The organism is Symbiopectobacterium purcellii, assembly GCF_052050035.1.
GTDB lineage: Bacteria > Pseudomonadota > Gammaproteobacteria > Enterobacterales > Enterobacteriaceae > Symbiopectobacterium > Symbiopectobacterium purcellii_A.
Genome location: NZ_CP189882.1, coordinates 3,707,782 through 3,720,963 on the forward strand (window position 1 = coordinate 3,707,782; position 13,182 = coordinate 3,720,963).

General features: G+C 51.0%; 17 protein-coding genes, 1 tRNA gene and 1 pseudogene. 17 read left to right on the forward strand and 2 right to left on the reverse strand.

All coding sequences use genetic code 11. The annotated features are described in order from the left end of the window. Window positions 1-386: 386 nt before the first annotated feature. The 12 genes from cydA (at window position 387) to ACQGXV_RS25310 (ending at window position 9,491) form a co-directional block, all read left to right on the forward strand. On the forward strand, window positions 387-1,955 hold the full coding sequence (cydA, locus tag ACQGXV_RS25255; protein ID WP_440863567.1) for a cytochrome ubiquinol oxidase subunit I: 1,569 nt from the start codon (window positions 387-389) through the stop codon (window positions 1,953-1,955). Window positions 1,956-1,968: 13 nt separating this feature from the next. Beyond that, window positions 1,969-3,108 (forward strand): cytochrome d ubiquinol oxidase subunit II, encoded by a 1,140-nt coding sequence (gene cydB, locus ACQGXV_RS25260; RefSeq protein ID WP_440863568.1) that lies wholly within the window; start codon window positions 1,969-1,971, stop codon window positions 3,106-3,108. Between the two features lie 15 nt (window positions 3,109-3,123). Beyond that, window positions 3,124-3,246, forward strand: a complete 123-nt coding sequence (gene cydX, locus ACQGXV_RS25265; RefSeq protein ID WP_195314819.1) for a cytochrome bd-I oxidase subunit CydX — start codon at window positions 3,124-3,126, stop codon at window positions 3,244-3,246. Continuing rightward, complete coding sequence (gene ybgE / locus ACQGXV_RS25270; RefSeq protein ID WP_440863569.1) at window positions 3,243-3,536, forward strand: cyd operon protein YbgE; 294 nt, start codon at window positions 3,243-3,245, stop codon at window positions 3,534-3,536. Before cydX ends, ybgE begins: the two co-directional genes overlap by 4 nt. Before the next feature lie 256 nt (window positions 3,537-3,792). Beyond that, window positions 3,793-4,197, forward strand: a complete 405-nt coding sequence (ybgC, locus tag ACQGXV_RS25275) for a tol-pal system-associated acyl-CoA thioesterase (RefSeq protein ID WP_440863570.1) — start codon at window positions 3,793-3,795, stop codon at window positions 4,195-4,197. Continuing rightward, window positions 4,194-4,877, forward strand: coding sequence for a Tol-Pal system protein TolQ (gene tolQ, locus ACQGXV_RS25280; protein WP_222160036.1), 684 nt, complete (start codon window positions 4,194-4,196; stop codon window positions 4,875-4,877). The genes ybgC and tolQ overlap by 4 nt, the downstream gene beginning before the upstream one ends. A gap of 12 nt (window positions 4,878-4,889) precedes the next feature. Further along, the gene (tolR, locus tag ACQGXV_RS25285; protein WP_222160037.1) at window positions 4,890-5,312 is read left to right on the forward strand and encodes a colicin uptake protein TolR; all 423 of its coding nucleotides are present in this window, start codon (window positions 4,890-4,892) and stop codon (window positions 5,310-5,312) included. Between the two features lie 77 nt (window positions 5,313-5,389). Next, window positions 5,390-6,460: a cell envelope integrity protein TolA gene (gene tolA, locus ACQGXV_RS25290; RefSeq protein ID WP_440867607.1), complete on the forward strand. Its 1,071-nt coding sequence runs from the start codon at window positions 5,390-5,392 to the stop codon at window positions 6,458-6,460. Window positions 6,461-6,611: 151 nt separating this feature from the next. After that, a complete protein-coding gene (tolB, locus tag ACQGXV_RS25295) occupies window positions 6,612-7,904 on the forward strand; it encodes a Tol-Pal system beta propeller repeat protein TolB (protein WP_440863571.1) in 1,293 nt (430 codons plus the stop codon). A gap of 31 nt (window positions 7,905-7,935) precedes the next feature. Beyond that, complete coding sequence (gene pal, locus ACQGXV_RS25300; RefSeq protein WP_440863572.1) at window positions 7,936-8,442, forward strand: peptidoglycan-associated lipoprotein Pal; 507 nt, start codon at window positions 7,936-7,938, stop codon at window positions 8,440-8,442. A 9-nt stretch (window positions 8,443-8,451) separates the two neighbouring features. Then, window positions 8,452-9,243 carry a cell division protein CpoB gene (cpoB, locus tag ACQGXV_RS25305; RefSeq protein WP_440863573.1) on the forward strand — a complete coding sequence of 264 codons (792 nt, stop codon included), beginning with the start codon at window positions 8,452-8,454 and terminating at the stop codon, window positions 9,241-9,243. A 172-nt stretch (window positions 9,244-9,415) separates the two neighbouring features. Beyond that, window positions 9,416-9,491: transfer RNA gene (locus ACQGXV_RS25310), tRNA-Lys, on the forward strand. Between the two features lie 147 nt (window positions 9,492-9,638). Here ACQGXV_RS25310 and ACQGXV_RS25315 read toward each other — a convergent pair. Together ACQGXV_RS25315 and ACQGXV_RS25320 are read right to left on the reverse strand one after the other, a co-directional pair. Next, window positions 9,639-9,845: a zinc-binding dehydrogenase gene (locus ACQGXV_RS25315; RefSeq protein ID WP_440863574.1), complete on the reverse strand. Its 207-nt coding sequence runs from the start codon at window positions 9,843-9,845 to the stop codon at window positions 9,639-9,641. Beyond that, entirely contained in the window at window positions 9,818-10,489 is a 672-nt protein-coding gene (locus ACQGXV_RS25320; protein WP_440863575.1) for an NADP-dependent oxidoreductase, read from the reverse strand. Before ACQGXV_RS25320 ends, ACQGXV_RS25315 begins: the two co-directional genes overlap by 28 nt. On the opposite strand from ACQGXV_RS25320, the gene ACQGXV_RS25325 reads away from it, so the two are divergent. The 5 genes and pseudogenes from ACQGXV_RS25325 to ACQGXV_RS25345 all read left to right on the forward strand — a co-directional run. Beyond that, window positions 10,476-11,687 (forward strand): IS256 family transposase, encoded by a 1,212-nt coding sequence (locus ACQGXV_RS25325; protein ID WP_440863576.1) that lies wholly within the window; start codon window positions 10,476-10,478, stop codon window positions 11,685-11,687. The two genes, ACQGXV_RS25320 and ACQGXV_RS25325, sit on opposite strands and share 14 nt — an antisense overlap. A gap of 3 nt (window positions 11,688-11,690) precedes the next feature. Further along, a complete protein-coding gene (locus tag ACQGXV_RS25330; protein ID WP_440863577.1) occupies window positions 11,691-11,873 on the forward strand; it encodes a transposase family protein in 183 nt (60 codons plus the stop codon). 174 nt (window positions 11,874-12,047) lie between these two features. Continuing rightward, window positions 12,048-12,227: a hypothetical protein gene (locus ACQGXV_RS25335; RefSeq protein WP_440863578.1), complete on the forward strand. Its 180-nt coding sequence runs from the start codon at window positions 12,048-12,050 to the stop codon at window positions 12,225-12,227. Next, window positions 12,175-12,609, forward strand: coding sequence for a transposase family protein (locus ACQGXV_RS25340; RefSeq protein WP_440862780.1), 435 nt, complete (start codon window positions 12,175-12,177; stop codon window positions 12,607-12,609). Before ACQGXV_RS25335 ends, ACQGXV_RS25340 begins: the two co-directional genes overlap by 53 nt. Window positions 12,610-12,663: 54 nt before the next feature. Beyond that, window positions 12,664-13,158, forward strand: a pseudogene (locus ACQGXV_RS25345) (IS5 family transposase); the annotation flags it as partial. Between the last annotated feature and the right edge of the window lie 24 nt (window positions 13,159-13,182).

Here is a 13,182-nt window from a genome sequence, read left to right on the forward strand (position 1 = left end):
ACTCCATCTGGCGTGCTATTTGCGTCAGATCAAAATCTTAGGCTGGCTATAAATAGGGAAATGCGTTTAAATTGCGCCACATCTATTTTCACTAAAGGTACGCCGGAAGGGGAAAGTTGATTTGAAACCAAAAACACAATATGTGTCACGTAAAAACCTATTTATTGTAGGGGATTACAGGCGTAATATAGCCGCTACCCTGTTTGTGGTATCGTTTTAAGCTATTTTTAACGTGTTTTCTTTGGCGTGTTATTGGTTTAACGGTGAACTCTCGCTGTTTATAAAAGCCGGTTCTGAAGCAATTTTCTGTTGTGTTCTTTTTGGGTGTTTAGCGGCTTGTTGGCATTGACAAGCTAAAACCTTCCTGCGAGGAGCAAGGAGTCAAGATGTTTGATATAGTCGAACTGTCACGTTTACAGTTTGCCTTAACCGCAATGTACCATTTCCTTTTCGTACCATTAACGCTGGGGATGGCGTTTTTGTTGGCGATCATGGAAACGGTCTATGTGCTAACGGGCAAACAAATCTACAAGGATATGACCAAGTTCTGGGGCAAATTGTTTGGTATCAACTTTGCACTGGGCGTGGCTACCGGGCTGACCATGGAGTTCCAGTTCGGTACTAACTGGTCCTATTTCTCCCACTATGTCGGGGACATTTTCGGCGCGCCGCTGGCGATCGAAGGCCTGATGGCGTTCTTCCTCGAATCAACGTTTGTTGGCTTGTTCTTCTTTGGCTGGGATCGCCTGGGCAAAGTGCAACACATGGCTGTGACCTGGTTGGTGGCGTTGGGGTCTAACTTCTCCGCGCTGTGGATTCTGGTCGCGAACGGCTGGATGCAAAACCCCATCGCTTCCGAATTCAATTTCGAAACCATGCGTATGGAAATGGTGAGCTTCTCACAACTGGTGCTGAACCCGGTTGCGCAAGTGAAGTTCGTTCATACCGTCGCTGCGGGTTACACCACCGGTGCCATGTTCATTTTGGGCATCAGTGCTTACTATCTGCTTAAAGGCCGTGATTTGGCCTTTGCCAAACGCTCATTTGCCATTGCTGCCAGCTTCGGCACCGCTGCTGTGCTGTCAGTTATCGTACTGGGTGATGAATCCGGTTATGAAATGGGCGACGTACAAAGAACCAAACTGGCCGCGATTGAAGCTGAGTGGGAAACCCAACCGGCACCTGCCAGCTTTACGCTGTTCGCCATTCCCAACCAGGAGAGAATGGAGAACCAGTTCGCCGTGCGTATTCCGTTTATGCTGGGGCTTATTGCCACGCGTTCGACGGACGGTGTGGTGCTGGGGCTGCGTGAACTGATGGATGGTCATCAAGTGCGTATCCGTAACGGCATGAAAGCGTATGAGTTGCTGGAAAAGCTGCGAGCAGGTAATACCGATCCCGCAGTGCGTGAAGCCTTTAACCAATCCAAACAGGATCTGGGTTACGGCATGCTGCTCAAACGTTACACCGCAGACGTTGCTAATGCGACTGAAGCGCAAATTCAGCAGGCAACCAAGGACTCTATTCCTCGCGTTGCACCGCTCTACTTTTCATTCCGCATCATGGTGGCCTGTGGAGTGCTGATGCTGCTGATTATCGGCTTGTCGTTCTGGAGCGTTATCAGAAACCGCATCGGTAAAAACAAGCTGCTGCTTCGTGCAGCCCTGTTCGGTATTCCGTTACCGTGGATTGCGGTTGAAGCCGGTTGGTTTGTTGCTGAGTACGGCCGTCAACCGTGGGCTATCGGCGAGGTGCTGCCAACGGCGGTGGCGAACTCGTCGCTGACGGCTGGCGACATCCTGCTATCAATGGGCTTGATCTGCGGTTTGTATACGCTGTTCCTGGTTGCCGAAATGTATCTGATGTTCAAATTCGCGCGCCTCGGTCCAAGCAGCCTGAAAACAGGGCGTTACCTCTTTGAACAGCCGTTGACGCTGGCTCAGGACGCACGGTAAACAGGAGTCCACTATGTTTGAATATGAAGTATTACGTTTTATCTGGTGGCTGTTGATTGGCGTGCTGATGATCGGTTTCGCCATCACTGACGGCTTTGATATGGGCGTTGGCGTACTGGTCCGCGTTATGGGGCGTAATGATGTAGAACGCCGTATCATGATCAACAGTATCGCTCCGCACTGGGACGGTAACCAGGTGTGGCTTATCACCGCGGGCGGAGCGCTGTTTGCTGCCTGGCCGATGGTGTATGCCGCCGCGTTCTCCGGTTTCTATATCGCGATGATTCTGGTGCTGGCCTCCTTGTTCTTCCGCCCGATCGGTTTTGACTACCGCTCTAAGCTCGAAGACGCGCGCTGGCGCAACATGTGGGACTGGGGCATCTTCATCGGTAGCTTTGTGCCGCCGGTGGTCATTGGTGTGGCATTCGGTAACCTGTTGCAGGGCGTGCCGTTCCATATTGATGCCAGTGCGCGCTTGTTCTACAACGGTAGCTTTTTCCAACTGCTCAACCCGTTTGGCCTGTTGGCCGGCGTTGTCAGCTTGACCATGATGCTGGCTCAAGGGGCTACCTACCTTATGATGCGCACCAACGGCGATCTGTATGTGCGTTCGAAAGGTGCTGCCCAGTTGTCGGCGTTGGTGATGATGGTGACGTTTGCGTTGGCTGGCGTGTGGGTAATTTACGGTATTCATGGTTTTACCATTACCTCCGTGCTGGACAAAGCGGCTGAGTCTAATCCGCTGCACAAAGAAGTGGCGCATCAGGCCGGTGCCTGGTTGGCTAACTTCACGGCGCATCCGGTGCTGTGGGCAATCCCGCTGTTGGGTGTGGTGTTGCCGCTGCTGACAATCGCGACGGCGCGTGCGAACAAGGGCGTTCTGGCCTTCCTGTTCAGTTCGCTGACTATCGCCTGCGTTATCCTGACCGCTGGTGTTGCCATGTTCCCGTTTGTGATGCCTTCCATCACACAACCGAACGTGAGCCTGACCATGTGGGATGCCACCTCCAGCCTGTACACGCTGAAAGTGATGACGATCGTCGCGATTATTTTTGTACCCATCGTGCTCTCCTATACCGCATGGTGTTACTACAAAATGTTCGGCCGCATCACCAAAGAGCATATTGAACAGAACACCCACTCTCTGTACTAAGTAAGGAGCTTAATGATGTGGTATTTTGCCTGGATACTCGGAACGCTTCTTGCTTGCTCGCTGGGGATTATTACCGCTCTGGCGTTAGAGCAGAGTGAAGCAACTAAAGCGAAAGCGGCAGAAGATAACGCGCAATGAGCAGTCTGGTTGATAAACTCTACCAACTGATGGACAAGGGCCCACTACGGGCTCTTGCCCTGCTCATGGCGTTGCTTATGGCAGGCTGTGTGATGTGGGACCCGACACGCTTTGCGGCGCGCACCAGCGCGTTTGAAGTGTGGCAAGGCCCGTTGCTGGTATGGGCCGTTTGTACCGGTGTGATCTACGGGGTAGGGTTCCGCCAACAGCGTCTGCTGTGGCGCGTGATTTTTGCGCCTTTTCCTGCCTTTGTGATCCTGCTCGCAGGGCTTATTTACTTCTTCCGCTAGTATCTACCCTAAATAATTCGAGCTGTAGGAAGGCGGCAAGGGAGCGAATCCCGGTGAACTTACTCAAGTAAGTGATTCCGGTGAGTGAGCGTAGCCAACGCACCTACAGCTTGAATTATTTAGGGTATAGTCTATTCCGTTTAGTTATGGGTTCGCTGCAACACATAATTATTTTATTTCCCTCTAAGCAACCCATTCCAAACCTCATTTCTCTTGCGTATAGTAGCGGTGTTTCGTTGTATTACCGGGATGTAGAGTGAGCAATACGTTGTTTCGTTGGCCTGTGCGTGTCTACTATGAAGACACAGACGCCGGTAGCGTGGTGTATCACGCCCGTTATATCGCCTTCTATGAGCGTGCGCGGACAGAAATGTTACGCCAGCACGGCTTTCATCAGTGCGCCTTGCTGGAAGAGCATGTGGCTTTCGCTGTGCGCCGTATGGCGGTCGAATATTTTTCTCCGGCGCGTCTGGATGATTTATTGAACGTAGAGAGTGAAATCACAGTGATACGCGGTGCTTCTCTCACGTTTGCTCAGCGTATTCTCAATTCTCACGGCGATCTGTTGAGTCAGGCCGACTTATTGATCGCTTGTATCGATCCACATCACATGAAGCCCATCGCGCTTCCTAAGTCTATTGTCGCGGAGTTTAAGCAGTGACTGACATGAATATCCTTGATTTGTTCCTGAAAGCAAGTCTTTTAGTGAAACTTATCATGCTGGTTTTGATTGGTTTTTCTATCGCCTCTTGGGCGATCATCATCCAACGCACGCGTATTTTGAACAACGCTACGCGTGAAGCTGAAGCCTTTGAAGATAAATTCTGGTCAGGCATTGAACTCTCTCGGCTGTATCAGGAAAGCCAGACCCGCCGCGATTCGCTGGCAGGTTCAGAGCAGATCTTCTATTCCGGCTTCAAAGAATTTGCCCGTTTGCATCGCGCCAACAGCCATGCACCGGAAGCGGTGGTTGAGGGGGCTTCGCGTGCGATGCGCATCTCCTTTAACCGTGAGTTAGAAATGCTGGAAACCCATATCCCGTTCTTGGGAACCGTCGGCTCTATCAGTCCGTATATCGGTCTGTTCGGTACGGTATGGGGGATTATGCACGCCTTTATCGCCCTGGGGGCTGTGAAGCAGGCGACGTTGCAAATGGTTGCGCCGGGTATTGCCGAAGCGTTGATTGCGACGGCAATCGGTCTGTTTGCGGCGATCCCAGCGGTAATGGCCTATAACCGCTTGAATCAGCGTGTGAATAAACTGGAGCAGAACTACGACAACTTCATGGAAGAGTTCATCGCTATCCTGCATCGTCAGGCCTTCACTGAAAGTAGTAAGTAATCAGGAGGCAGCATGGCTCGTTCACGTGGTCGCCGGGATCTAAAATCCGAAATTAACATCGTTCCATTGCTGGACGTATTGTTGGTGTTGTTGCTGATTTTCATGGCAACGGCACCGATCATCACGCAGAGCGTGGAAGTGGATTTGCCTGATGCGACAGATTCAAAAACCGTTTCCAGCAACGACAATCCACCGGTGATCGTTGAAGTGTCTGGTGTCGGTCAGTACAGCCTGGTGATTGAGCAAAAGCGGATGGAACAACTTCCCGCAGAGCAGATTGTGGCGGAAGCCCAGGCGCGTATGGCTGAGAACCCCAAGTCGGTGTTTCTGATCGGCGGCGCGAAAGACGTGCCTTATGATGAGATCATCAAAGCGCTGAACTTGCTGCGCCAGGCTGGGGTCAAATCAGTAGGTCTGATGACTCAGCCTATATAATCAATGCGTTGCAGTCAAAGCATGATGTTTTTTCTGGCAATCGTTTATTACGGCAACACAGTATTTGGGAACCGCTTGTGCTAAAGGCCACCGAAAAACCTGATAAGTTGAAACGCGCCATTATTGTCTCGGCCGTTTTGCACATCATACTGATTGCTATGATGGTGTGGAGCTCATTCAATTCCACCATGGATGCCAGTGGCGGTGGCTCTTCCATCGATGCGGTGATGGTTGATCCCAATGCCGTCGTTGAACAGTACAACCGCCAGCAACAGCAACAAAGTGATGCAAAACGCGCGGAACAGTTGCGTAAAAAGCAGGCTGAACAGCAGGCTGATGAGTTGCAGCAAAAGCAGGCTGCCGAACAACAGCGCTTAAAAGAGCTTGAAAAAGAGCGTCTTCAGGCGCAAGAAGATGCCAAGCAACAGGCACAAGAGCAGGCCGAGCAGCGTAAGCAGTCAGAAGCGGCTGCCGCGAAGGCCAAAGAACAGCAACAGCAGGCGGAAGCCGCTGCCGCGAAAGCGAAAGCCGAAGCTGAACAACAAGCCAAAGCTGCCGCTGACGCGAAGAAAAAAGCGGAAGAAGAAGTGAAGAAACAGGCAGCCGCTGCTGCTGCCGCGAAAAAGCAGGCGGAAGAAGACGCCAAGGCCAAAGCGGTAGCTGATGCGAAAGCCAAAGCGGCTGCTGATGCCAAAGCGAAAGCCGCAGCAGACGCAAAAGCCAAGGCGGCTGCGGATAAAAAAGCTGCCGCAGATGCCGCTGCACAGTCTGATTCCGTTGACGATCTGCTCGGTGGTTTGGCGTCTTCAAAAAACGCGCCTAAATCAGGTGGCGGTCCGCCAGCCGGTGCTGGCACGGCGAAAAAGAGCGGTGCCTCAGGTGCCGCGCTGGACAGTTATGGCGGCCAGGTGCGCGCGGCGATCCAGAGCAAATTCTATGACTGGCAGCTTTATCGGGGTAAAACCTGTACATTGCGCATCAAACTAGCACCGGATGGTCTGCTCGTTTCCGTTGAAGCTGAAAGTGGCGATCAGGCACTATGTCAGGCAGCGATTGCCGCAGCCAAGCAGGCAAGAATACCGAAGCCGCCAAGCACGGATGTGTATGAAGCTTTCAAAAACGCACCGATTGATTTCAAACCGCAATAATCGGGGCGCGCAGTACGATGCTAACGGTGCCGCATGGCACCTTTAGGACAAGGATCATAGCACCACCCACGGGTATTGTGTTTTGGTGATACCGGTTTGTTAAAATTCTGCTAATTTATCCGATGCGATACCTCTGGATAAGGGAGATGAAATGAAGCAGGCATGTAAAGTTGCACTAGGTTTTTTAATGCTGTGGGTCACAGCGCTGCACGCCGAAGTGCGTATCGAGATTACCCAAGGGGTTGACTCGGCACGTCCTATCGCTGTGGTTCCGTTCAAGTGGGCTGGCGGTGGCGCAGCGCCGGAAGATATTGGTGGTATCGTTGGTGCGGATCTGCGCAACAGCGGTAAATTCAATCCGATCGATCCCAGCCGTATGCCGCAGCAGCCGGGTTCTGCCTCGGAAGTCACCCCTGCGGCCTGGACGGCGCTGGGTATCGATTCCGTTATCGTCGGTCAGGTTCAGCCCGGTGCAGACGGCAGCTACGTGATCTCTTACCAATTGGTTGATACCTCGGGTAATCCGGGCAGCGTATTGGCACAAAACCAGTTCAAGGTCACGAAACAATGGCTGCGCTATGCCGCGCATACTGCCAGTGATGAAGTGTTCCAGAAATTAACCGGTATCAAAGGGGCTTTCCGTACCCGTATCGCCTATGTAGTACAGACCAACGGCGGTCAGTTCCCTTACGAACTGCGCGTCTCTGACTACGATGGCTACAACCAGTTTGTGGTGCACCGTTCTCCGGAACCGCTAATGTCACCGGCCTGGTCGCCGGATGGCAGCAAAGTGGCATACGTCACCTTTGAAAGCGGCCGTTCTGCGCTGGTGATTCAAACGTTGGCCAATGGTGCAATCCGTCAGGTTGCGTCCTTCCCGCGTCACAACGGTGCTCCGGCGTTTTCCCCGGATGGCAGCAAACTGGCCTTTGCGCTGTCCAAAAGCGGCAGCCTGAACCTGTATGTCATGGACATCGGCTCTGGTCAGATCCGTCAAGTAACGGATGGTCGCAGCAACAATACTGAGCCAACCTGGTTCCCCGACAGCCAAACTTTGGCATATACTTCGGATCAGGCTGGACGTCCACAAGTCTATAAAATTAACGTCAATGGCGGAGCTCCGCAGCGTATCACCTGGGAAGGGGCGCAGAATCAGGACTCAGAAGTCAGTGACGATGGCAAAATGCTAGTGATGGTAAGCTCCAACGCTGGTGCTCAGCATATTGCTACACAAGATCTAGTGACGGGGGCCGTTCAAGTCATTACGGGCACCTATCTGGACGAAACGCCGAGTATCGCACCGAACGGCACGATGGTGATTTACAGCTCTAAACAAGGACTGGGCTCAGTGCTGCAACTGGTGTCTACTGACGGACGTTTCAAAGCGCGTCTTCCGGCAACTGATGGACAGGTTAAATCCCCTGCCTGGTCGCCGTATTTATAAACATAAATAATTTTTTCAAAGGACATAAGAGATGCAATTCAATAAAGTACTGAAAGGCCTGATGTTGGCTCTGCCGGTGCTGGCTATCGCCGCATGTAGTTCACACAAGAAAGACGGCAATGACCAGTCTACCGTTGGCACTGCAGGCAGCGGTTATGAAAACGGCAATATGTCTTCTTCTGAGCAGGCTCGCCTGCAAATGCAAGAACTGCAACGTAACAACATCGTATACTTCGATCTGGACAAGTACGATATCCGTTCTGACTTCGCTCAGATGCTGGACGCGCAGGCTTCCTTCCTGCGCAGCAACCCGTCCTACAAAGTGACTATCGAAGGTCATGCGGATGAACGCGGTACGCCGGAATACAACATCGCCCTGGGTGAACGTCGCGCTAACGCGGTTCAGATGTACCTGCAAGGCAAAGGTGTTTCTTCCGATCAGATCTCTATCGTTTCTTACGGTAAAGAGAAACCTGCGGTTCTGGGTCATGACGAAGCTGCATGGTCCAAAAACCGTCGTGCGGTCCTGGTATACTAAGAGCATTGCATGAACAGTAACTTCAGACGTCATCTTGTGGGTCTGTCGTTATTGGTTGGCGTAGCGGTCCCTTGGGCCGCTACTGCCCAAGCGCCAATCAGTAATGTCGGCTCTGGCTCGGTGGAAGACCGTGTCACCCAAATGGAGCGTATTTCCAACGCTCATAGACAGCTTTTAACTCAACTTCAGCAGCAGCTTTCTGACACGCAGCGCGATATTGACAGTTTGCGTGGGCAGATTCAGGAAAATCAGTACCAGTTGAATCAGGTTGTTGAACGCCAGAAGCAAATCTATCAGCAAATGGATAGCATGGGCTCCTCGTCGTCAACGCCGGCGGCGTCTTCTGCGCCAGCAACTGATACGGGTGCGTCCACCGACAGCCCCGCCATCAATGGTGCGGGCGCGGCCGCTGCGCCAGCCAGTACCGGTGACGCCAACAGCGACTACAACGCTGCGGCAGCATTGGTGCTAGAGAAAAAGCAATACGATCAGGCTATTGCCGCTTTTCAGACATTTATCAAAAAATATCCTGATTCAACCTACCAGCCAAATGCCAACTACTGGCTGGGTCAGTTGAACTACAACAAAGGTAAGAAAGACGACGCCGCTTACTATTTTGCGAATGTGGTCAAGAATTACCCCAAATCCCCCAAAAGCGCCGAAGCCTTACTTAAGGTTGGGGTGATCATGCAGGAAAAGGGGCAGACGGATAAAGCGAGGGCTGTCTACCAGCAGGTCATCAAACAATATCCCAACACCGAAAGCGCCAAGCAGGCACAAAAGCGGCTAACTGGGCTCTAACCCTTTTTCCAGGCACAAAAATTGCGCGTCATGAGCGATTTTTGTGCTTTGTCGTTTGATGATTAAGCAGTTGAGCAGTTTTTCAGGAAAATAGGTTGCACTGCGCGGATAAGTTAGTAATATATGCCGCCGTTGCCAAGGCAAGGTGAAAACGCCGAAGTAGCACCATGATGGGTCGTTAGCTCAGTCGGTAGAGCAGTTGACTTTTAATCAATTGGTCGCAGGTTCGAATCCTGCACGACCCACCATTTTCTCGATATCCTTTCGATAAAGTCCAATCGCTAAATTTTTATCTGCCTCTGTCGTGCAGGTGAGACGCTGGGTTCAGGTTTGAGCCGCGCGAGACAGCAACGCTATTTCATGCTGATGACAACTTTACCTTTCGCTCGTCCTGTTTAGACGTGAGCCAATGCATCCGCCGTAGAGTCGAAGGGAAATATCCGATCCACAATCGGCCTGATGGCACCGGATTCAATAAGCAGGCTAATCTTGTCCAACTGCTCTGCGCTGGCACGCATAAAGACAAACTGATATCTGATGCCCAAACGTGCAGCTTTCTTTCGGATTCGGTAACTCAGAAGCCGCTTAACTGCTGTAGCCAACAGGGCTGCCCTTGCGCTATCGCAAACGCGGGATCCGGTGGCCCAGAGATCGAAATAAGCTGACCGCCGGGTTTCAGCACCTGAAGCGATTTCTCCAATGTCGCTTTTCCAAGACCATTGAGCACCACATCATAATCGTGCAGGACTGTTGCAAAATCCTGTTTGTGGTAATCAATCACCACATCCGCCCCTAGCGCCTTCACCCACGCAAGATTACGATCGCTGGTGGTGGTAGCAACAAAAGCGCCCAAATGCTTAGCTAGCTGAATCGCAAGGGTACCCACGTCACCTGAACCCGCATGGATAAGCACCTTTTGGCCTTTTTTCAGCCCCGCAGCTTCCACCAACGTTTGCCAGGCGGTCAGGCTGACCAGTGGAAGGGATGCGGCTTCACCCATGCTGAGATGATGGGGCTTTAATGCCAGAGCGTTTTCTGGTACGGCGATCCTTTCGGCAAAAGTGCCGATACGCGCCTGCTCGGGTCGAGCGTAAACCTCATCGCCAGGTTTGAACCGTTTTACATTCGCACCAACGCGCACAACAACGCCTGCAACATCATTTCCCAATACCGAGACTGTAAAATAATCTGTGTAAATGGCATTTTGAGTAAAACCTTCAAAGGATAACAAAATGCCTATCAGCAACGAACTTATTGACCAACTGCTTCAAGATTGTCACTCCCCTCAGGATCTGCTGGGTGAATCAGGCCTACTCAAGGTGCTGACTAAAAGACTGGCGGAACGGGTTCTTGAAGCTGAGATGGAGATGCACCTTGGGTATGCTAAGCATGACCCGGCAGGTAATCATTCAGGCAACTCCCGCAATGGCAAGACATCCAAGAGCGTACGTAGCCAAAATGGGGAGATCGAGCTCGATATTCCGCGCGACCGCAACAGTACCTTCGAGCCGACACTGATCGGTAAGCACGAAAAGCAGCTTAACGGCTTCGATGACCGCATTATTTCTCTCTATTCCAGAGGGTTATCAACCCGTGATATTCAGGCTCACTTTAAAGAAGTCTACTGGGTCGATGTTTCCGCTGGCTTCATTTCTCAAGTGACCAATGCTGTGATGGATGAAGTTAAGCGCTGGCAGCAACGGCCGCTGGATGCGCTTTATCCCATTGTTTACCTTGACTGTATTGTTGTCAAAAGCCAGGACGGCGGAGCCGTGGCCAACAAGTCTGTTTATCTGGCCCTCGGCGTCAACGGCCAGGGCGAAAAAGAGCTGCTGGGGCTATGGATAGCCAAAACTGAGGGGGCCAAGTTCTGGTTATCTGTGATGACAGAACTGAAAAATCGTGGGCTAAAGGACATCTTCGTCGCCTGCTGCGATGGCCTGAAGGGCTTTCCTGATGCCATTGAAGCTGTTTACCCGCATACGCGGGTACAGCTCTGCATTGTGCATCAGGTGCGGAACTCGCTGCGCTACGTCGGCTGGAAAGAGCGTAAGGCCGTTGCTGCTGACCTGCGCACCATCTATAGTTCCGCAACGCTAGAGGGCGCTGAAGAGGCCCTGGATGCCTTCGCGGCCAAATGGGATGAGCAGTTCCCGACGATCAGCCCGTCGTGGAGAAATAATTGGGAACGTATCATCGTCATTTTTGACTTTCCGCCGGAGATCCGCAAGGTTATCTACACCACCAACGCGATAGAGTCGTTAAATGCTTCATTGCGCAAGATAACGAAAACGCGACGAATATTTCCAACGGATGACTCGGTGATAAAATTACTCTATCTAGCCTTGCATAATATCTCTGCTAAATGGACCTTGCCAATCAGAGACTGGAAACCTGCTATGAGCCAATTCATGTTGATGTATGGAGAACGAATCTCCGGTTAAGCAATGGAGCCATTTACACAAAATTCTTTACAGACTCATTTAAAATGTTATCCGACCTATGATTTGCAAGGACTTCTTTTTGGTTTAGATAGAACACGGGTATGTCGCTGGGTAAAAATATTATTGCCGGTTTTAGAGATGACCTTGGGGCGAGAATGGGCTTTGTTGAATAATTTAAGATACTGATTTATATAAGCATTATAAAATTCCAACGACTAATTTTTCCTCTCGGAATGCTTTTTATTGTGCTAACTATTTGATTTGTCGTTCTAACAAAATACATTCTCTGTAAATGCATTCTAACTAAAGAAGATGTAAATCAAACGGTTAAATTATTCAACAAAGCCGCGAGAATGTGTTTTGCCCGCTCGTCAAATTCGCTCTGCTGAGGAATTTTTTCGCGCCTTTCCTGGAGTTAAAGACGTCTTTATTGATGGGACAGAGCGACGTGTCCAAAAGCCTAAGAATCTGCGTCGGCGAAAAAAAAATGTATTCGGGAAAGAAAAGACAGACCACTCGAAAAGGGCTTATTATGACTGACGAAACAAGGCAAATTGGATTTATCCCGATGAGCAAAAATGGGCGCCGTCACGATAAACGCTTACTCGATAAAGTCGATATAATTCGCCATATTCCTCCTGAGGTAACCATCTGGGCAGATACCGGTTTTCAAGGTATAGATAAACAGCATCCTAATACACAAATCCCAAAAAAAGGAACTCGAAAAAGACCTTTATCGCCTGAACAAAAACAAGAAAATAAAATAATCTCGGGCATCCGTATTACAGTTGAACACGCCATCGCGGGTATCAAGCGCCTCGGTTGCATGACCCAAATTTTACGGAATCGTAGACCCTTTATTGATGATACCTTCTTACTCCTTAGCGCCGGTCTTTGGAATTTCCATCTCAGAACAGCATAAAATTTACTTCAATCACCGAAACACCCTTATTTCACTATTAAGCAACACGCTTGAAGAGTGTGGCGCAAGCTTCATCTGGCAGCAGACAGTGCGACGCATGAGATTATCTGTGCCGACTTATCGCTCAGCGGAACGACAGATGCGCAGGCACTGCCGTGCCTGATTAACCAAACCCACCGAAAAATCAGGGAAGTGTCAGCAGACGGTGCTTATGACGCCCGTTACTGCCACGATGCGTTGCTAAGAACGAAAATCAGGCCCCTTATCCCGCCGCGAAGCGGAGCGAAATACTGGCCGGACAAGTACTATGAACGTAACCATGCGGTGGCGAATCAGCGTCTGAGCGGGAGTAATGATATGTGGAAAAAGAAAGTGGGTTATCACCGGCGTTCAGTGGCAGAAACAGCGATGTTCCGCATAAAAACTTTGCTGGGTGGACACCTGAGCCTGCGTGACTACGATGCTCAGGTGGGTGAAGCCATGGCGATGGTCAAAGCGCTGAATCGTATGACGTTGTTGGGTATGCCACACAGCGTCAGGATAGGATAACAGGTGTAGCAGAGGGAGTCATCC

Excerpts from the sequence above, each read along its gene's own strand:
- pal (WP_440863572.1), top strand. The coding sequence starts at position 7,936 with ATGCAATTCAATAAAGTACTGAAAGGCCTGATGTTGGCTCTGCCGGTG.
- ybgE (WP_440863569.1), top strand. The coding sequence starts at position 3,243 with ATGAGCAGTCTGGTTGATAAACTCTACCAACTGATGGACAAGGGCCCA.
- cydX (WP_195314819.1), top strand. The coding sequence starts at position 3,124 with ATGTGGTATTTTGCCTGGATACTCGGAACGCTTCTTGCTTGCTCGCTG.
- cpoB (WP_440863573.1), top strand. The coding sequence starts at position 8,452 with ATGAACAGTAACTTCAGACGTCATCTTGTGGGTCTGTCGTTATTGGTT.
- ACQGXV_RS25340 (WP_440862780.1), top strand. The coding sequence starts at position 12,175 with ATGTATTCGGGAAAGAAAAGACAGACCACTCGAAAAGGGCTTATTATG.
- ACQGXV_RS25325 (WP_440863576.1), top strand. The coding sequence starts at position 10,476 with ATGCCTATCAGCAACGAACTTATTGACCAACTGCTTCAAGATTGTCAC.
- tolR (WP_222160037.1), top strand. The coding sequence starts at position 4,890 with ATGGCTCGTTCACGTGGTCGCCGGGATCTAAAATCCGAAATTAACATC.
- ACQGXV_RS25330 (WP_440863577.1), top strand. The coding sequence starts at position 11,691 with ATGGAGCCATTTACACAAAATTCTTTACAGACTCATTTAAAATGTTAT.
- cydA (WP_440863567.1), top strand. The coding sequence starts at position 387 with ATGTTTGATATAGTCGAACTGTCACGTTTACAGTTTGCCTTAACCGCA.
- tolB (WP_440863571.1), top strand. The coding sequence starts at position 6,612 with ATGAAGCAGGCATGTAAAGTTGCACTAGGTTTTTTAATGCTGTGGGTC.
- cydB (WP_440863568.1), top strand. The coding sequence starts at position 1,969 with ATGTTTGAATATGAAGTATTACGTTTTATCTGGTGGCTGTTGATTGGC.